15 protein-coding genes are annotated in these 17,691 nt (G+C 65.0%); 4 read left to right on the forward strand and 11 right to left on the reverse strand.

Features of this window, described 5'->3' with window-relative positions; translation table 11 throughout:
• Positions 1 to 92 precede the first annotated feature (92 nt).
• The 6 genes from JFB92_RS19555 to JFB92_RS19580 form a co-directional block, all read right to left on the reverse strand.
• Positions 93 to 1,496: a DNA double-strand break repair nuclease NurA gene (locus tag JFB92_RS19555; RefSeq protein WP_199042685.1), complete on the reverse strand. Its 1,404-nt coding sequence runs from the start codon at positions 1,494 to 1,496 to the stop codon at positions 93 to 95.
• Between the two features lie 2 nt (positions 1,497 to 1,498).
• Entirely contained in the window at positions 1,499 to 3,439 is a 1,941-nt protein-coding gene (locus JFB92_RS19560) for an ATP-binding protein (protein WP_199042691.1), read from the reverse strand.
• 18 nt (positions 3,440 to 3,457) lie between these two features.
• Positions 3,458 to 4,579, reverse strand: coding sequence for a class I SAM-dependent methyltransferase (locus JFB92_RS19565; protein WP_233163542.1), 1,122 nt, complete (start codon positions 4,577 to 4,579; stop codon positions 3,458 to 3,460).
• A gap of 553 nt (positions 4,580 to 5,132) precedes the next feature.
• Entirely contained in the window at positions 5,133 to 5,720 is a 588-nt protein-coding gene (locus tag JFB92_RS19570) for a hypothetical protein (RefSeq protein WP_199042693.1), read from the reverse strand.
• Positions 5,721 to 5,732: 12 nt separating this feature from the next.
• On the reverse strand, positions 5,733 to 7,220 hold the full coding sequence (locus JFB92_RS19575) for a tyrosine-type recombinase/integrase (protein ID WP_199042694.1): 1,488 nt from the start codon (positions 7,218 to 7,220) through the stop codon (positions 5,733 to 5,735).
• Between the two features lie 288 nt (positions 7,221 to 7,508).
• Entirely contained in the window at positions 7,509 to 8,273 is a 765-nt protein-coding gene (locus tag JFB92_RS19580; protein WP_199042695.1) for an AraC family transcriptional regulator, read from the reverse strand.
• Between the two features lie 70 nt (positions 8,274 to 8,343).
• On the opposite strand from JFB92_RS19580, the gene JFB92_RS19585 reads away from it, so the two are divergent.
• Positions 8,344 to 9,156, forward strand: coding sequence for a phytanoyl-CoA dioxygenase family protein (locus JFB92_RS19585; protein WP_199042697.1), 813 nt, complete (start codon positions 8,344 to 8,346; stop codon positions 9,154 to 9,156).
• The gene (locus tag JFB92_RS19590; protein WP_199042712.1) at positions 9,153 to 9,413 is read left to right on the forward strand and encodes a hypothetical protein; all 261 of its coding nucleotides are present in this window, start codon (positions 9,153 to 9,155) and stop codon (positions 9,411 to 9,413) included. Before JFB92_RS19585 ends, JFB92_RS19590 begins: the two co-directional genes overlap by 4 nt.
• Positions 9,414 to 9,502: 89 nt before the next feature.
• Here JFB92_RS19590 and JFB92_RS19595 read toward each other — a convergent pair whose 3' ends face one another.
• The gene (locus JFB92_RS19595) at positions 9,503 to 9,832 is read right to left on the reverse strand and encodes a glycoside hydrolase family 31 family protein (RefSeq protein WP_199042714.1); all 330 of its coding nucleotides are present in this window, start codon (positions 9,830 to 9,832) and stop codon (positions 9,503 to 9,505) included.
• A 245-nt stretch (positions 9,833 to 10,077) separates the two neighbouring features.
• Here JFB92_RS19595 and JFB92_RS19600 point away from each other — a divergent pair, with 245 nt between their 5' ends.
• The gene (locus JFB92_RS19600; RefSeq protein WP_199042716.1) at positions 10,078 to 10,818 is read left to right on the forward strand and encodes a class E sortase; all 741 of its coding nucleotides are present in this window, start codon (positions 10,078 to 10,080) and stop codon (positions 10,816 to 10,818) included.
• 89 nt (positions 10,819 to 10,907) lie between these two features.
• Here the strand turns inward: JFB92_RS19600 and JFB92_RS19605 are convergent, their stop codons facing one another.
• The 3 genes from JFB92_RS19605 to JFB92_RS19615 form a co-directional block, all read right to left on the reverse strand.
• On the reverse strand, positions 10,908 to 11,651 hold the full coding sequence (locus JFB92_RS19605; RefSeq protein WP_199042718.1) for an LPXTG cell wall anchor domain-containing protein: 744 nt from the start codon (positions 11,649 to 11,651) through the stop codon (positions 10,908 to 10,910).
• 515 nt (positions 11,652 to 12,166) lie between these two features.
• Complete coding sequence (locus tag JFB92_RS19610) at positions 12,167 to 12,556, reverse strand: hypothetical protein (protein ID WP_199042720.1); 390 nt, start codon at positions 12,554 to 12,556, stop codon at positions 12,167 to 12,169.
• A gap of 115 nt (positions 12,557 to 12,671) precedes the next feature.
• Complete coding sequence (locus JFB92_RS19615) at positions 12,672 to 15,788, reverse strand: UvrD-helicase domain-containing protein (RefSeq protein ID WP_199042722.1); 3,117 nt, start codon at positions 15,786 to 15,788, stop codon at positions 12,672 to 12,674.
• A 194-nt stretch (positions 15,789 to 15,982) separates the two neighbouring features.
• On the opposite strand from JFB92_RS19615, the gene JFB92_RS19620 reads away from it, so the two are divergent.
• A complete protein-coding gene (locus JFB92_RS19620) occupies positions 15,983 to 16,930 on the forward strand; it encodes a carbohydrate kinase family protein (RefSeq protein ID WP_199042724.1) in 948 nt (315 codons plus the stop codon).
• A gap of 54 nt (positions 16,931 to 16,984) precedes the next feature.
• Here the strand turns inward: JFB92_RS19620 and JFB92_RS19625 are convergent, their stop codons facing one another.
• Positions 16,985 to 17,413 carry a hypothetical protein gene (locus JFB92_RS19625; protein ID WP_199042726.1) on the reverse strand — a complete coding sequence of 143 codons (429 nt, stop codon included), beginning with the start codon at positions 17,411 to 17,413 and terminating at the stop codon, positions 16,985 to 16,987.
• Positions 17,414 to 17,691 lie beyond the last annotated feature (278 nt).

Genomic DNA, 17,691 nt, shown 5'->3' on the forward strand with positions numbered 1-17,691 from the left:
TACGCACCACCGAGCCGCCCCCGTCAACCCCCATCACCACATGCGATATCCCGTGCGGGCGCGTGGACTACATCGAGAAATCGGTCTCCCAGCTACATCTTTACGACACCCTTGGCGAAGTTTTCGAGGATGCGACTGCTTGGAACTTCGGATAGAGATACGAGCCGATTCGCAAGGGCGACAGGGATCAACGCGTTGTCGTACATCGAGCAACGAAGCTCGGAGACGGCACCCAGCACATCGGTCAGGTTCACAAAGTCGGAGTACTGGGGCGTCGGCTTGTGCCCGCCGAGTGCAGGTACGGTCGCCACGTAGGTGCTTCCGTCATTCGCTTTGAAAATCATCTTGGGACCCCAGTACGTGTTCTGTCCGTAGCTGATCGTGCTACCGGGGTCGCCAGGTACCACGTACTTGTAGATGTACTCGTTGGACAGCGGGAGGACGATACCCGTGATGTCCTGCGACTTCTTCAACTCCTGGAGCTTCTCGTCCAGGCTCTTCTCAATGTGCGTCGCGTGCTCAACGAACGGACCGCTCTTTTCCAAGCCGACGATGTTGAGCAGCGGGCGCGTCGTGCCAGCAGGGTCATGGTACTCCGCGAGGAAGTCAGCGAGGTCTCGAAGGGCATCGACCAGGGTAAAGACCTGTCCAAAAAGCGCAAGAGGGCCATCCTTGATGAATAGGATCTCCCGAAGTGCGGTCGGCTTCATCTCCCACAGGATGTGGATAAGGTGCACCAGCACCAGGGTTTCCAGCGCGGATAGGAGGTAGGAGGTTACCCGGCCGGCGCCTTGCTCTTCATCGATGAGTTCTTCGAGCCGAAGGACATCGATCAGGTAGATCGGGTCGCCGCATTCGGTGCATCTGGATTCGAACTTCGTCTGCGGCGTAAGCACGATGTCCTGTCGCTTGCAGCCGTTCGCCTGCTGGTTGGGGCAGTTCCGGAGGGTCCGGGTGATCCCGGTTGAATTCCTCCATCGCCGGAAGACTACCCACTGAAGGGTGTGGTAGAGCGTGGGTCCGCCGTTACGCGGTTCAGAGAAAAACTCGTGCACCGTCAACCGGATCGACCGTTGTAGGCTCAGGCCACTTCGCGAAATGTTTCGGGTGGGCAGGGCCAATTGGAAGCGCTGGATTTTCTTGAGCTTCGCAAGGTCCTCGGGAGCAATGAACGTTTCGCGATCAAGCGCCCGGAGATCTTCGAGCTCGAAGATAAGCGGCCCGAACGCGATGAAGGTGATGGTGGCGGAGGGGAAGTCCTCCCGGATGACCACCTCCCGAAAGCTGCCATCTACAGCAACAACATGCTTGATGGGTTGCGATTCAGATTTCGGGACCGGCTTGACGCTGTCCTGGACGGTCGCTGGATCTGCGGGTCGCGGCACAGTGCATTGCGCTAGCAACGCCTGGACCTGCGGTGAGGAGATGATGTTCGTATGGGAGATCTTGCTTGCCCGTTCCATCGGCTTTCGCCCACGGACGCTCGAGTAGGCCACGGTCAGGCTCCCTTGACCTTGAACTGGTCGACTTGGATCGGCACGATGAAGGTGTTCGAGTCGGTCTTCAGCCGGATGAAACCCTTGTCGATGGTCCTTCGAAGGCTGTCGGTGAAGTCCTCGAAGTCATAGTATTTGTCTAGTTCCCGCAGTTCATCGCGGTTGTTCAGATGCGAGACGAACCAATTCTGCGTGTTCTTCAGGATGCTGCTGGAGATCGAGCTGACCTCTTGCGTCGCGTAGCACAGGCCAATCCGAAGCTTCTGACCTTCCTTCGCCAGTCGGTTGTAGATGTCGGTGAGGTCCTTCTCGTCCTTGCGGGGGAAGAGGTTGTGGGCTTCCTCGAAGTACATCTGGATGAAGTTCATCGGCTCGTTGTCAATAAACCGCTGCATGGCCTCATTAAAGATTCTTCGGGAGACCCGTCGAGTGTAGGTTTGTTGAACTTCGGGATCACCTTGGGAGAGGTCCATGATGACGATCTTCCCGTCTCGAAGGATCTCAACGATCTCGTCTTCGAAGGGCTTATCGACAGTTGCTGTGTGCAACCCTCGGTGCTTTATGAGTTTGCGGTAACCGGTTTCACTCGGGGCGCCACCTGGCTTGCGTCGGCGGGTAAGGAACCGCATGAGAGTTTGGGTATCCTCGTCAGCCCAGTCGCGGCCCTTCCTCTCCTTCTTTAGTTTTTGGAACGGCCCGTCTGGGTCTTCATAGTGCTCCCAGGCAGCCGTGAACCATGCGACAGCTTCATCGGGAGTGAGTCCATTGGAAGGATCGACGTCAAGGCCAGCGATGCCGCTTCCCATGATGGTTTGGTTGGACTTGAATTTGATCTGCTGCCCGCGGTTGGAGAACCCAGCTCGGTGAAGGCATGCTTGGTACACTGCCTGCTTGCGCGCGAATCGAATCGTTGCCGACTTGTCTGTGGGATCGGGTTCAGACCAGTCGATCGCGCAGAAAGCTTTGGTGTAGTCGCTCGTGTCATCGTCTAGCAGACTCGCGAGCAAGCCATGGCCCGCAGCGATCGACTGGTGGAAGTTCAGCTTCATCACCTTGAATCCAGGTTTATCAAGAACGCTATATCGTGTCACATCATTCTTGTACTGGTCGAAGATGGCGGTCCCGTCGTCCTGCTGATTCGCATTGGCATATTCGCCGTTGATGTCGAAGATGATCTGTCCGACGGGCCGGACCGTTTCATCCTTGATCTTGACGCCGGAGTTTGAGATGCCGTCCGTCGCCTGGATGATCTTCTTGACCGAGTTGGACTTACCAGTCCGAGTCATGCCGAACAGTGCGGTCCGCTTGCCAAGGAAGTCCAAAGCCGAAACGTAAACGGGGACTTCGTCGCCTTCATGGTGGCGAAGGCTCGAGCTGTACCGAACCTTGCCGATTCGCTCATCCCCTTTGCCGCCGGGGATACCGTCCTCCCGGAAGTTGACGATGTACTCCAGCACCTTGCCGGTCGGCTTCACTACCCGGTAGTTGTGTGGCGCGTAGAAGTTGTCAAGATCCCCTGCGAACTTGATCGCGTCCCCGATTCGGTAGAACGTGCCGATGACACGGCATTCCAACCCAGAGAACTGGAACTCGGCCCGTGTGTAGGAGTCGAGGCGGTTGCCTTCCTCGTCCCTTGGCGACTCCTTGTAGTGGTCAACCATGGCCATGACCATGTCGTCATCCGTCGGGAGCTTCGTCGGACGAAGCACGCGCAGCAGGATGGCTTCGTCAACGCCATCTTCCCCCGCGTAGAGGGCCAGCAAGAATGCTCCGGCAGGAACACCGCCGACGTTTTGCTTCCACTTGTCGTTGCTCATCAACCGAAGTCGGTCGAAGTCCAGATAGAAGGGGCGGCCAACAAAGCTGTCACCCTTGCGGATTTCTGCGAACAGATCGATTTGCGCGAGTTGTTTGAGGGCTTCGATAAGGTCTGGCTGCTCCACAGGGTCCTCCTCGAGGGGTTATGTTTCTGGACTTGCGAACGAGAGAGAATGACTCCAAGTCTTCGATGTAACGGCAGGAAGCGAGCTTGGGCTTGGACTCATGAGCAGGAGTCGGTCAACCTTCGTCGCTTTTCCACTGTTGTTCTTCCAGATTCGGCTGACTTTATGCTGCTGGGGGATCTCGTCGGGAATAATCCCATGCAGGTGCCACCCTTGGTCCTTCAGGACTTCGTCCCAGACGGCTTGGGCAAGGTTGAGGTCCTCTTCACCTCGCCGAACATCGCCAATCACGAAGCATACGTATCCGTCATCCGCCACGACCTGTTGAAGCCGTTCCGATACCGATCGCATGAATGTTAGGTAGCGCGGCAGAGATCCAGAAGCCATCAGGCGCTTGTCAACTTCAGTCGCGGTCTCACCGAGGAACCATAGTCTGACCCAGTTGTACTTGCCGTACTTGATCACCTGAAGGTAAGGCGGCGAGGTGAAAATCAACTTTGGGCGCCGCTTCACAAGCCATGCCGGTGGCGCGGCCGTAGCGTCGTGCGTCCATGTCCTCCCTCCCTGCCGCTTGGCTTCGGGAAGATCCAGCCGGTCTAGCCGCCTCCTCAGCATCGCGAAGACATCGACTTCAGGGCGCTTTAGGCCGTGCTCCTTGATGTAGTTGGCGACGTATCTCGGCGACATCGCGAACGTGTTCGGCATGCTGATGGAGAACCCCCGAGGCTCGCCAGACTTATTGTGCCCCGCGTGGAGCATGCCGAGGATCGTGGCGATCCAAAAGCAGTCGGTGTCCTTCTTCCGATCAAGCTGATCTCGCAGCCATACCAGCTGACGCAGAGTGGATTCGCTGTAAAGCATGGAGATATTCTCGGGCTCGTCGCTCACCGAGACTTTGTCGGACGCGTAGCCTGCCTCGACCTCCGCGAGCCGCCTGAGCAGAGTTCGTTTGCTGGGGATACGGGTCTTGGCCTGACTCAGCACCACTGCCAGCGGGTTCGCGTCGCTTCCATATCCCTGCCGCCCTAGTAGGACGGCTTCGAGGGGGGCGGTTCCGCGTCCCGAGAACGGGTCGTACACAGCGTCTCCGGGCAGGGTGAGCCAGTCCACGAAAAAATGTGCCAGCTGAGGAGGGAACATCGCGAAGTAGCTGCAAAGGCTGTGAAGTGAGTGCCCCCAGCGCCTAGGCGCGGACCGCCACTGAAGTGGTAGATCCTGAAGGTCTTCGGGACTCACTCGATCCTCGATCCCATCGTCGGGGTGCCCTCACGCAGAGATCACGCGGGGTGTTGGATGTGCGGCCGGAACCCACATCTTACAGGTCCGTCCACTCAGGGGAAGCCCCCAAACCCTCTACGGGAGAAGAATTCTCGCTTCGCGCTAGCCGATCTTCGGGAATCCTCGATTCAAGAGAGGTAACCACGCCCCGCCTTGGCAACCCTTAGTGACGCCGCAACCAACAACGTGACATATACCACTCTCTACCCAGGGGTGTTGTCAGGCCATGTTGTCATCTGACGGAGAATCCCAGCAACGAAGAAGCAACGCGAGCTGGAAACACGTGTTGCCCAGGCCAGAGAATGTATCGCTGACCTGGGCTTTTGAGTCGGGTTGACAGGATTTGAACCTGCGACCCCCTCGTCCCGAACGAGGAACGTCGGTCAACCTTTGTGATCGCCGAGGTTGTATTCATTCAGGGCCGGGTGTCTGGATCGGACGCCCAGACGAGAGCTTCCTCGGCTCCGGCGAACCACGCCTGGCGGTTCCTCCGGTATACCCTTCCCGTCGTGAAGTGCGTTTCAGCATCCACCTGCTGCGCCGTCGGTCGGATACCCGGCCAGGCACGCAGCAATCCGGGGGCCAGCTCGGCGCGGCCCAGCAGCCAGAGCAGCGCGCAATATCGTCCCCAGGGGTAATCGGCTTCGAGACCGTGTTGGTTGTCTGCGGCCGCTCTTTCGATTTGTCGGTTCGGCCGAAGCCAGGGCTTTGGGTTGCCGATGGCCAGGGCATTTACGGCCGTCGCCGAATCTGAGCCGGTGAGTTCGGCGAGTTCGAGGGCGATGCACCCGGGCCAGGGGTACAGGAGGTCGACTCCGGACAGCCAGGCATCGGGCTTGTCAGATATGTTCTTGTTGCTCCAGAGTTGAAGGAAGAAACTCCCGCACGCCTCGTCGTACCCCCAGACGCTCCGCTGGTCCCAGCCCGGTAGAAGCACGCTATCGCGGAAGTTGTGGCCCGGACGGATCCCGAAGTTCCTGTGATCAAATCGCTGCCGCCTCATGTTGTCTCCCAGTCACTGCTGTGTGGTCTGATCTTGGGCTTTGCGGGCCATTTCTGCTTGGATTCGGCCTATCTGCTGGACCAGCTGCTCCATCGACATGTTCTCGAGATGCAGGCCGATTTCCTCGGCTGCTGCCGCTTGCCGCTGTTGAGGAATGGCCGAAGGGGCGTGGCGGATCTTCTTGAAAGCGTTGAGGGTCTTGTCGTCGTTGCCTCTGAGCTTGCGGACGTACTTGGCGGTAGTGACGATGCTCTTGTGGCCGACTCGGTCGCGGACGGATTCTAGGTCGGCACCTCCTGCGAGGAGCCAGCTGATGTGGGTCCCACGGAGGTCATGCGGGCGGATGCGCTTCGTCACGCCGATTGCAGCCAAGGCGGGGTACCAAATCCGCCGGCGGAACCACCAGCCCGGAACGTGGCCTTCAGGGTTGAGCCCCTTTTGCCGCTTGGTCTTGGAGTCGTGGGTGTCGAGGCCGACCGCGCGGCGCTGGGCGCGGTATTGCGCGTAGGCGCCGCGGCAGTATTCGCAGCGGCACTTGGCAAGCTGGTAAGCGGTGGTGGTGCCGTGCTGGTACTGGCGGCCCATCTTGTTGGGCGGGGTCAGTCCGAGTTCATCGGGGTGCGGGATGACCCTCGCGGGTTCCTCAGGTTCCTCGTAGGTGAAGAGCAGATCGTCGCCGGTCTTGCCGGTGACTTCGATGTAGCTGTCTACCTTCACGGCGAACTCTTCAGAGACCTTGACAACGAGATGCTTCTTCCCTTTCGGGTATGCCTTGACGCGGTAGGAGTAGCCGTCGGGGTCTCGGTCAGGCCGGACCTTGACGACTGCCCGGCAGATGGCGAAGGTCTGCTCGGAGGAATTCCAGTCCTTGGCTCGGAGCTCGGTGACCTCGCCCCATCGGGCACCGGTCTCGATGTCGGTCTCCAGGAGCATCTGCATCTGGTAGTCGCCGATCGCCGCGTGAACCTGGTCGAACTGCTCGACGGTGAGGATGTCCTTGTCGGTTTCGGGAACAGTAGGGAGCGTGATGCCCTTGCAGGGGTGTAGGAAGATAATGCCGTCGTTCAGCGCGGTCGTGAAGATGGCGCTAAGCGGGCTCATCGTCTTCGCCAGGTTCGCCGGCGAAGCCTTCATCTCACCGCGCATCCAGGTGACCCACTCGCGGACGTCGGCGGGATAGATCTGGTTCATGGGGAGGTTCCCGAACCAGGGAATCAGGTGCCGGCGGATCCGGTACTCGTAGTCGTCAGCGGTGCTTTGCTCGATGACGTGGTTGGGGAACCAGGTCTTCGTCACGTACTTGGCGAACTTGACCCGGCCGCTCTTGGAGTCGACAATGCGGCCGTCAGCAATCCGAGCCTCTGCTCGCTGCCACGCCTTGTCGGCTTCGGCTTCGGTGTTGTAGGTGCCTTCGTACTGTTTCTCCCCGCGAAGGTCCCGGTAGTACGCCTTGAAGCGTTCGTAGCCCTTCGCAGTGACGTGGCGCTCGTGCCAGCCCATCAGCCATGTCCTCCACAGTAGATCCTGTGGGGGCTGTGAGGGGGCAGAGATTTCTGCCATTCCTCGTCAGACCCCAGATAGATCCGACAGGTTTCGGCAGGCGAAACATGGGGATCTACCTGGAGTTTCACGCACCTGAGAGGGGTGGACCAGCGATCTGTACATATGACAGATTGGCCCTCTCAAGGCGGAAACGGCAGTTCGAATCTGCTCGGGAGTACAAGTAAATCCGCAGCTCGTAGCCTCGACCATGTCGGGGCTACAGTGCTGTTCGGGCTCTGTACGGGCTCACGGACGGTGCGAGCGGAGGGCGCGTGGCGATTTTCCGAATTCGCGCCGGCAGGCCTTGTTGAACGCCTGAAGGTCGGGGATGCCGACCGAGGCGGCGACCGCCGGGATCGAGAGCGTCGACTCGCCGAGCAGGTGAGCGGCCCGCTCCAGGCGTCGGCGCCTGATGTGCGCGACGACGGTCGTGCCCCTCTCGGCGCGGAAGAGCCTGGTGAGGTGGTTGTGGGAGACGCCGGCGGCCTCGGCGATCTCGGGGACCGTGATCGGCCGGGGAAGGCGCTCCTCGATATAGTCCAGCGCGGTCGCGACCGCGGCGTGTTCGCCCACGTGGCGCGGGCGCAACTGCGTCAGTCGCCACAGAACGGTCCAGATCTCGGCGCTGGCTCGGGCCGGTGCCGACGCGGCGGCGGTGATCGCGTGGCGCAGCATCCCGTCGAGGACGGCGACGGCCGCCCCGGCGTCCTGCATGACCGGGACCTGGTGCGCCTCACCTCGGTCGGGGAGGCGTGCGTGGACGTAGAGGTGCTCCGACACCCCTTGGTAGCGGTAGCGGACTTCGGCGTCGGCCGGGATCAGACTGACGTGCCCGGGCCTGATGGTGTGGACGGTGCCGCCGACCTCGAGTTCGCCCTCGTAGGAGTACAGGTGCAGCTGCCACAGGTCCGGCAGCCGGAAGCATTCCTCGGGGACGTGGAGGCCGTGCACGCCGATCCCCGCGTTGACGATCTCGGGAGGTTCGCCGAGCGGCACACTTGCCATGCGCATGGTGAAAACCAACCACTAGTCGGTGATTACAGCCCATTACGGATGGCAAGGTACTCCATAAGCTCGTCGTATGGCAACCACAACACCACTCCTGTCATCAGTCGAGGTCGCGCGATTCGTCGCCAACGGCTACCACCGCATGGACGCCGTCGTCCCCGACGAGCTCAACCAAGAGGCCATCGGCGTCTTCGACGCCGGCATCCCGGTGGTATATAGCGGCGAACCGGTCGCGAAGGTGTACGAGGAGGGATCCTTCGTACGCCGCCTCCTCGAGGTCCCCGCCGTCGCCGGGGCCCTGCACAGCCTCATCGGCCCCGATCCGCTCGTGGACCATCAGGCGCTCCACATCCGCGAGCCGCACGAGGGGGCGGCCCAGCCGCTCCACGCCGACGCCATCATCGACACCCGGCCCGACGCCTTCGACGTCCAGCTCATGTACTACCCGCACGAGGTCACCGGCACCATGGGCGGAACGCTGTCCGTCCCGGGCAGCCACCTGCGCCGCACCAACGAGTCCGACACCGGCCGCTACCAGAACCTGCGCGGACAGACCCGGCTCACCTGCCCCGCCGGCACGGTCGTGCTGCTCCACCACGGCATCTGGCACGGCGGGCGGCGCAACGACTCCGACTCCCGCCGCTATATGTTCAAGATCCGCTTCAATCCGACCGTTCCCCAAGTGCGGCTTTGGGACACGGGCGATCTCGACGACCCTCAGATCACCCGCGAGCTGTCCCGGTTCTTCCCCTGGTGCGAACACGCCACCGGTCGCCTCGAGGTCTACAACCGCATCAAACTGTGGCGCGCCATGACCGGCGACGCCTCCTTCGACATCGACCTGTGGGCGACCCGGGTCGCCAACCGCCCCGGGAGGGCCGCATGAAGCAGCAAGTCCTCGTCCTCTACCTGAACACCTCCGCACTCGACTCGGAAGTGCTGGCCTGGGCCTTCTACGACGGCACCGGCAGGACCGACCCGACCACCGGCGACAGCGACCTGCCTCCCTACGGCACCGGGACCGAGGCGCTGCGAGACGGCTGGCGCCTCTTCCAGGCCTCCCAGCTGCTCCCGCCCTACCCCGGCCACGAGTACGACACCTCGTACCTGAAGCACGAATTCTTCTTCGAGAAGTTGGAGTAGCACTCGGAGCGGCCGCTGCGGATGCCGCCTCGCGTCGGATCGCCCTCGGCCGGATGCGGCTCCGGCTGAGGGCGATCCGGGTCGGGAGATCAGATCGCGCCGATGAGGTCGGGCAGGGCGCCGTCCCTGGTGTAGAGCGGGATGCGGTCCAGCGGGGCGTCGGCGGTGATCCACTGGCCGCCGTCGTGTCGGGTGCCGGTGTGCAGGTCGGTCCAGGTCGCACTGGCCGGGAGGTAGACGCCGCGGTCGGTGGCACCGGCTTCGAGGACCGGGGCGACGAGCAGGTCGGGGCCGAACATGTACTGGTCGGCCAGGTCCCAGCAGGTCTCGTCGCCGGGGAACTGGTGGAACATGCCGCGCATGACCGGCTGCCCCGCTTCGTGGGCTTCGGCCATGTGGCGGCGGGTGTAGGGCCGCATCGCTTCGCGCAGCCGGCACATACCGGGCGGGAATCACATAGATCTCCTCACCCGATAGACGATTTCGGCGACCCGCCCCTCGATGCTCGGTCGTCTTGAAAACGGTCGAGCGCGCGCAGCGGGGTTCCTTTCGGCGCCGTTCAGAGAGATAATCAAGTTCGACGCGTCATCCCCGGCGAAGGCGGACGTGTCGGCGGCCAGGCCCTCCCCGGTGAAGTTCTCGTCTGATCACTCGGGGGGCAAGGATGCGTCAGAAAGCACGCAGGATCGTCCGCGCGGTCGCCGATGTGCTCGTCGCTCTCGGCGTGGTCGTGTCGTTCTACGCCGTCTACGAGTACTACGGCGTCCCCGCTGAGCTCGACAGGCATCAGAGTTCGCTGTCCGACGATCTCGACTCCTCCTGGGAGGCCGAAACCGAGGAGTCGGAGACCGGGGAGCGGGGAGCCGAGGCACGCGAGCGAGGTGGCCGCGCGCCGGACGTCGACTCCAGCGGCGTGCCCGTGCCGGAGCTCGGCGACGCCTTCGCACGCATGTGGGCCCCCGATATCCGGACCGAGCCGTGGACGCTGGTCGAAGGCACCGAGCTCGAGGACATCCGGTACGCGCCCGGTCGCTGGATGGGCGGGGCCCGCCCGGGCGAACAGGGGAATTTCACTCTCGCCGGCCACAACGTGCCCGAGATATTCCAGCACATCCGCGAGCTCGAACCCGGCGACAAAGTCGTCATCGAGACCAGGGAGCACTTCTACGTCTACGAGGTCACCGAACACGTCATAGTCGACGAGCGGCAGGTCGAGATCCTCGCTCCGGTCCCCGAGCGGCCGGGGGTCGAACCCGGTCCGGACGATTACTGGATGACGCTGTTCACCTGCAATCCCCTATGGGACAACTACGAGCGGTACGTCGTGTACTCGCAGCTGGATACAACGATCGAACGCGACGCCGAAGGCGAGCTGCCCGGGGCCGCGGTTGATCCGGAGGCCTGAAGCTCGTCCGCCCGGTCGGGCCGGGTCCGATTCCGCAGGTCCCGCGGCGCCCTTCACGGGGTGCCGCGGGACGTGCATCGACTGCGCGGTCAGCCGCGATCCGCGAAGGCGCCGCGTCCTCTCATCAGGAGATAGAGCCCGAGTCCGACTCCCAGCAGACCGGCCCCCGCGAGCAGGAACGGCGTGAAGTCCGAGCCGGTCCTCGGCAGCGTGTCCGGCAACTCGGTCTTGTCATCGCTCTGGCCCTGGTCGGGAGGTGTGGTCTCGTCGGGCGGCGTGGTCGTCTCATCGTCGGGCGGCGTGGTCTCGTCGTCGGGCGGCGTCGTTTCATCGTCGGGTGGTGTGGTCTCGTCGTCCGGTGGCGTCGTCTCGTCGTCGGGCGGCGGCGGTGTTCCGGGGCAGGTGTGGGTGAGGTTGAAGAAGGCACCCTCGTCCGGGTCCTCGACTTCGGCGCTGGCACCCGTGAGCGTCCATCCCGCCGGAGCCAGAATGAACGCCTTGTTGTCGCCCTCGCCGTCGACGATGCCGCCGTCGGTGTCGGTGGAGAGGACGTGCTCGACGTCGTCCGCGTCCACGAACGTCGCAGTCACCGAGATGAAGTTTCCCTCGGCCCCGGCGGCGGCGGGCAGAACGAACACCCAGCCGTCCAAATCGTCACCACCGCCCGGCGCCTGGTCACAACTGTTCGTTTCGAAGCCCGAGGCGGTGGTCGGCACATTGCCGGGATTGATGTCAATAGTGGCGGTCGCCGCATACGCCACCATGGGATACGCGACGAACAGCGCAGCAGCGATGATCAGACCCGCGCCTCGTATGAGCACTTTGAGAGCCATGATGATCCTAATAAGATAGATCTGTCAATTGTGAATGGAAACGTTCGGCGAAACGAGACGACCGGCATGAATGATGATCGATCCTCCGATGCGGACAATTCGATCCAGCCGGAGTCCGGGCGCTCGGAATCGCACCCGCCAGGGCTCGGCACTGGCGACGGAAACCGCTGCCAGTGAGGCGCCGTGACCTTGGGCCCCTGGCCCGATCACCGCGGATGACCGCGGTGAAAAGAGAGTCTGAGAAGATCACTTCCAAGAGTGATGTGTATTACTCAGTGTAGGGTAAGCGCGGCCCTGAGCTATCGAATATCGGTTGATCAGATAATCGAAGGCGCCCGGATGTACTATGCGTCCACCTCTGGACGGAACAATGCCTTGATTTCGGTGGCGGCTCGACGTGGCAGCCATTCTCCGGCAGAAATTCGAATCCCGGGTCGCGCGCGGAATCGAACGTCTTTTCAGAACTATCGCCGCGGACCGGTGAGACGGTGCGCCTTGACGCCGGTTCGTGTCGCTCAGTCGTCGCCGTGGTCGTGGCAGGTGCAGCGGTGGCGGAAGAGGATCGGGTGCAGGACGTGGGCCAGTTCGTGCTGGTTGCGGACGCCGCGGGCGAATTCCAGGCGGGCCCAGCGGCCGCGTTTCGGGCCGCGGTCCGAGGTTCCGAGGTCGACGAGCAGGCCGTAGCGGTCCAGGCGGACCGCCTTCGCGGTCGGGGTCGGGGCGCCGGCGCGGTGCCCCAGAGCCGTTTGCGGGTCCTCCGCGTCGCGGGAGAGCACGAGCAGGCGACCGAAGCGGTCGGTGGCGTGGTGGAAGGCGGTCACCGGCGGTCCGCTGGCGAACTCCAGGGTTCCGCTCAGGCGGCCACGGGCCAGTGTGCGTGCGACTTCGGCCGCGGTTGGGCGCATGGGCCACTCCCGGATCGACTCGAAATGAGTTAGGTACGGCTATAGCGTTTTAGGCTACCCTAACTCAATTGGGAGGGCGTGGTTCGGCGGCCTTCGGAGGGCGACGTATCGGGGCTCAGAGCAGCCGGGGCTGGTAGTGGGGTTTGCGGCGGCGGGGCTCGGGGGTGGCTTGGGTGCGGCGTTCGGCCGGGATGCGGGACAGGAACGGGGAGCGGGCCGGCTGGGTCCGCGTGCCGCGGCGGGTCCGCTCGGCCGCGTAGGTCAGGGACAGGTGCCGCTGGGCGCGTGTCATGCCGACGAACAGGAGGCGGCACTCCTCGGCCAGCGCTTCCTCGGCGAGGTCTTCGCCGGGGTGGCGCAGCGGGATCAGGCCGTCCTCGCAGCCGACGATGAAGACCGCCGGGAACTCCAGGCCCTTGGCGGCGTGGAGGGTCAGCAGGGAGATGCGGTCGGCCCGGGGGTCGAGGGTGTCGACTTCGACGCCGAGCGCCAGTTCGGTGCGGAAGCGCTCCTCGTCGTCGCCGCAGTCGGCGGCGAGCGGTTTGAGGAGTTCGGCGGCGGTGCGGGCGGCCGTCTCGTCCTCGGTTCCGCGGGCGATGACGGCTTCGGCGGCGGCGCGCAGCCGGTCGGCCAGGACCGGGCCGGTCGGTCCCTCGGTCGGGACGAGCGCGAGCTCGTCGAGGATCGACCGGACCCCCGCGCGGGAGGCGAGGCGGTCGTGCGAGCGCTTCTGGAACGGGAGCCCGGCGCGATCGAGCCCGACCATGACGGCCTCGGCCTGCCGGTCGGTGCGGTACAGGACCGCGAAGTCGGACAGTCCGAGCCCGCCGGAGTCGTCGTCGGTGACGCGGCCGGAGTCGAAGGAGTTCATCGAGGTCCCGCCGATGAGCTGGTCGATGCGGCGGGCCACGAAGGATGCCTCGTCGGTCTCGTTCGAGGCGCGGTAGAACTCGACGGGATGGGCGGGGTGGTCGCCGAAGGGCCGCAGTTCGCGGTCGGGGACGAGGGTGGTCGGTTCGACCACGGCGAGCGCGCCTTCGAGGATCCCCGCGCCGGAGCGGTAGTTGCGGGTGAGCTGGACCGTTCTGGCGGTCGGCCAGTCCTTCTGGAAGCGCAGGAAGAAGCCGACGTCGGCGCCGCGGAAGCGGTAGATGGACTGGTCGGGGTCGCCGATGGCGGTGATGCGCCCGTCTTCGGGGGCGAGGCGGCGCAGCAGCCGGTACTGCTGCTCGTCGACGTCCTGGTACTCGTCGACGGCGATCCACCGGTAGCGGCCGCGGTAGTGCTCGGTCAGGGCCGGGTCGGCCTCCAGCAGAGCGGGCGGGAGGGCGACGAGGTCGGTGAAGTCGACCAGGTCGAGTTCGCGGAGCCGGGCGGTGTAGCGCTCGAGGGCCTCGGCCAGTTCGGGTTCGGGTTCGCCACCGCGGCGAGAGCGGTGCTCGGTCAGCCGGTCGGCGAGCTTCTTGTCGCCGGTGACCTCTTCGGCGATCTCGGCGGCGCGGTCGGCGGCGGCGATGCCGAAGTCGGGCGAGAGTCCGGCCGTGGCGTGCTGTTCGCGGAGGAGGCGCACGCCCAGGGAGTGGAAGGTGGCGACGGTCAGGCGGGGCGCGTGCTCGGGGACGAGGGCGGCGAGGCGTTCGGCCATCTCCTCGGCGGCGCGGCGGGTGAAGGTGATCGCCAGGCACGCTTCGGGTTCGGCCCGTCCGGTGGAGACGAGGTGGGCGATGCGGCGGGTGAGGGTGCGGGTCTTGCCGGTGCCGGGCCCGGCGAGGATGAGCAGCGGCCCGGCCTCGGCCGCGGCGGCTTCGCGCTGGTCGGGGTCGAGTCCGTCGAGGAGTTCGCCGGTCGGCTCGGGGGCGCCGCGCTGGGTCGGGACCTCGGGCGCGGGCTCTACCGGGGCCGGTCGCGGGCGGGGTTTCTCGGGTTCGGGTGAGGCCGACTCCGGTTCGATGTCGAACAGGGCCGGGACGCTGACGGCGTTCAGTCGGGCGACTTCGCCGGGTTCGAAGAGGCGGATGACGCCGTATTCGCCGTCGTAGCCCGCATCGCGGATAACGTTGTCCGAGCGGAGTCGGGTCACGGCCTCGGCCAGCAGGGTCGAGTGCGGTTCGATGGCGTCGACCGGGACGTCCTCGAGGATGGACAGCTCGGGGCCGAGCTCGGCGGTGAGCCGGTCGATCTCGCCTCGGACCTTCTTGCTCTTGGGGCCGGTGCCGACGATCTCGCTCATGATCTCCGGCAGCGGCACCAGGTTCTTGAACCCGGCCGCGCCCTCGGGCGCGGCCCCTTCGGGCCGGTCGGCCAGCTCCTCGACGCGGCTGAGCACGCCGACGGTGACCGGCTTGCCGCACTCGGGGCAGCGGCCGCCGAGCGCACGGGTCTCGGCCGGCTCCAGCCGGACGCCGCACTTGCGGTGGCCGTCGACGTGGTACTTGCCCTCCTCGGGGAAGAACTCGACGGTCCCGGCGTGTCCCCTCCCGGTCTCCAGGGCCCGCTTGATCGCGTAGAAGTCCATGTCGGTGTCGAACAGGGTGGTCTCGCGCCCGAGCATCGGCGGGGAGTGGGCGTCGGAGTTCGAGACCAGCGTGTAGCGGTCGAGTCCGGAGATCCGCCAGTTCATCTCGGGGTCGCTGGAGAGACCGGTCTCGAGGGCGAAGACGTGGTCGGCCAGGTCCCGGTAGCAGTCCTCGACGCGGTCGAAGCCGGCCTTGGACCCGAGCACGGCGAACCAGGGCGTCCACACGTGGGCCGGGACGAGGTAGCCGCCGTTCTCGAGGGTGATCTCGAGCAGGTCCCGGGAGTCCAGGCCGAGGATGGGGCGGCCGTCGGAGGCTATATTGCCGATCTTCGCCATGGCCCGGTTGAACCCGGCGGCCGAGTCCAGGTCCGGCATGTAGACCAGGTGGTGGATCTTGCGGGTGCGGTCCGCGTGCTTGTAGATCGTGGATATCTCGACCGACAGCATGAACCGGACCGGGGACGCGGCCAGCGACGGTGGAAGGCAGCGGTCGATGTCGGCATCCAGGTCCTCGCGCAGCCGGTACACGCCGGGCTCGGCCGGCACCAGGTTCTCGCGCAGATGCTCGTACCAGGCCGGGTGGGTGAAGTCGCCGGTGCCGACCAGTGAGATGCCCTTGCGCCGGGCCCACCAGGTCAGGTGCTCGAGATCGCAGTCTTTGCTGCATGCGCGGCTGTACTTGGAGTGAATATGCAGATCGGCGTGGAATCGCACGGAAGCGATGGTTTCACAGGGCCCCGACGCGGTCCGAGTCGCACTCGGGTGTGACCGAGCGCGAGGGTCGGGCCGCGCGATGTGGACCGGCAAGCGCATATCATCGGCATTCGGAACTTCGAGAACGGCGAGTTCATTGGCGAGCTCACTGACCCGATCCCGGCACGATGGGACGGAGAGAGGCTGGTGCGGTTGTGACACGGACGGCGAAGATCGGCGTGGTCGGCGAGGCCCTGATCGACCTCGAGGTGCCGGAGTCCGATCCGCGGCGTCCGACCGCGCACCCCGGCGGGTCGCCGATGAACGTGGCCGTCACCCTCGGGCGCTTGGAATCGGCGGTCGCGTTTCTGGGCCGGCTGTCGTCGGACGCGTTCGGGCGGCTGCTGCGCTCGCACCTGTCCGATTCCGGGGTGGACCTGGGCTGGGCCGTGGAGGCGGCCGAGCCGACCAGCCTGGCGATCGTCTCGATCGCGCCGGGCGGAGGAGCGGCCTACTCGTTCCACGTCGAGGGCACGGCCGACTGGCAGTGGACGGAGCGGGAGCTGCCGACCGACCCCGGCCTGGACGCGGTGCACGCCGGTTCGCTGGCCCTCGCGCTCGCCCCCGGCGGCGAAGTGGTCGCGGACTGGCTGGAGGCGCTGAGCGACCGGATCACGATCAGCCTCGACCCGAACGTCAGGCCCGCGCTGCTGGGCGACCGCGAGTCCTACCGGAAGCGGCTGGAGCACTGGCTGGCCTTCAGCGGCATCGTCAAGGTCTCCGACGAGGACCTGGAGTGGATCTGGCCGGGCGCCGACCCGGCCGCTCTGGCGCGCGGCTGGATCGCCGCCGGGCGCCGACTGGTCGTGGTGACCAGGGGCGGCGACGGCTCGCTGGTGCTGTGCGGCGGCGAGGAGTTCAAGGTCCCGGCCCGCCCGACCGACATGGTCGACACGGTGGGCGCGGGCGACTCGTTCAGCGGCGGCCTGCTGGACTGGCTGGGCCGCCACGACAGGCTGCGCCCGGAGGGTCTGGACCGGCTGAGCGCCGCCGAGGCCCGGGAGGCGGTCGAGTTCGCCTCGACGGTCGCGGCGATCACCTGCTCGCGGCCCGGAGCGAATCCGCCGCACCGGAACGAGCTGCCGGAGCCGGAGTCGGCGTAGCGGGCTCGACCCGATCCGCGGGAGCGGTCCCGCGCGGAAGCGCCGGTCAGGGCGCTACTCCGTTTCGACTCCGAAGTGCTCGCGGACCTCGTCGACGTCCGGTATGCCGTTGAAACCGAGGTCCCTCAAACCGATGGTGACCTTGGTGCCGTCCTCCAGGAAGTAGGACCTCGGCGTCGACCATTGCGGATCGAAACCGGGCTCTTCGGCGATCGCCTGAAGTACGTCGTAGCCGATCTCGGCGGCCTCGTTCTCGTCGTTCGTGGTCGTATACACGTCGACTCGCTGCCAGACTCCGCTGAGCTGGAGACTGCAGTCGACTTCGACCGACTCCACACCTTCCACCGCTTCAATCGTGTCGGTGTAGAGCTCCGCGCAGTTCTCCTCGTCCCCGCCGCAACCGGTGAGCCCCGTTGTGAGCGTCGCCAGGCCGGCCAGGACCGTCAGACGCACAGTGCGGCTGTTCTGTCGCGCTCCGCTCATCTCGGCTCACTATCCAGTTCGTAGTTCGTCGGTTCGTCAGCAGCAGCCTATCCGAGGGCCGCAATGCTCCCGTCCGAACGACCGGGACCTGGCGTCTTGGAGGTCGGGTGCGGCGGTGCTGTGGAGGACCGGCGTCCGGAAGGACGCGAACAACGGCATGGCCCCACCGCCGCACCCGAGCTTGTCCGCCCGGTGGCCGGTTATCCGGATTCGGGGTCGGCGACGACCTTGCGGGCCTCGGCCTCTATCCACTTGCACCAACGGTCGCCGTTCCACGC

The organism is Glycomyces salinus (assembly GCF_016428645.1).
GTDB lineage: Bacteria > Actinomycetota > Actinomycetes > Mycobacteriales > Micromonosporaceae > Glycomyces > Glycomyces salinus.

What these genes read in the sequence shown, in the direction of transcription:
- JFB92_RS19565 (WP_233163542.1), bottom strand. Translation starts at nt 4,579, where the DNA reads ATGTTCCCTCCTCAGCTGGCACATTTTTTCGTGGACTGGCTCACCCTG.
- JFB92_RS19570 (WP_199042693.1), bottom strand. Translation starts at nt 5,720, where the DNA reads ATGAGGCGGCAGCGATTTGATCACAGGAACTTCGGGATCCGTCCGGGC.
- JFB92_RS19575 (WP_199042694.1), bottom strand. Translation starts at nt 7,220, where the DNA reads ATGGGCTGGCACGAGCGCCACGTCACTGCGAAGGGCTACGAACGCTTC.
- JFB92_RS19580 (WP_199042695.1), bottom strand. Translation starts at nt 8,273, where the DNA reads ATGCGCATGGCAAGTGTGCCGCTCGGCGAACCTCCCGAGATCGTCAAC.
- JFB92_RS19585 (WP_199042697.1), top strand. Translation starts at nt 8,344, where the DNA reads ATGGCAACCACAACACCACTCCTGTCATCAGTCGAGGTCGCGCGATTC.
- JFB92_RS19590 (WP_199042712.1), top strand. Translation starts at nt 9,153, where the DNA reads ATGAAGCAGCAAGTCCTCGTCCTCTACCTGAACACCTCCGCACTCGAC.
- JFB92_RS19595 (WP_199042714.1), bottom strand. Translation starts at nt 9,832, where the DNA reads ATGCGGCCCTACACCCGCCGCCACATGGCCGAAGCCCACGAAGCGGGG.
- JFB92_RS19600 (WP_199042716.1), top strand. Translation starts at nt 10,078, where the DNA reads ATGCGTCAGAAAGCACGCAGGATCGTCCGCGCGGTCGCCGATGTGCTC.
- JFB92_RS19605 (WP_199042718.1), bottom strand. Translation starts at nt 11,651, where the DNA reads ATGGCTCTCAAAGTGCTCATACGAGGCGCGGGTCTGATCATCGCTGCT.
- JFB92_RS19610 (WP_199042720.1), bottom strand. Translation starts at nt 12,556, where the DNA reads ATGCGCCCAACCGCGGCCGAAGTCGCACGCACACTGGCCCGTGGCCGC.
- JFB92_RS19625 (WP_199042726.1), bottom strand. Translation starts at nt 17,413, where the DNA reads ATGAGCGGAGCGCGACAGAACAGCCGCACTGTGCGTCTGACGGTCCTG.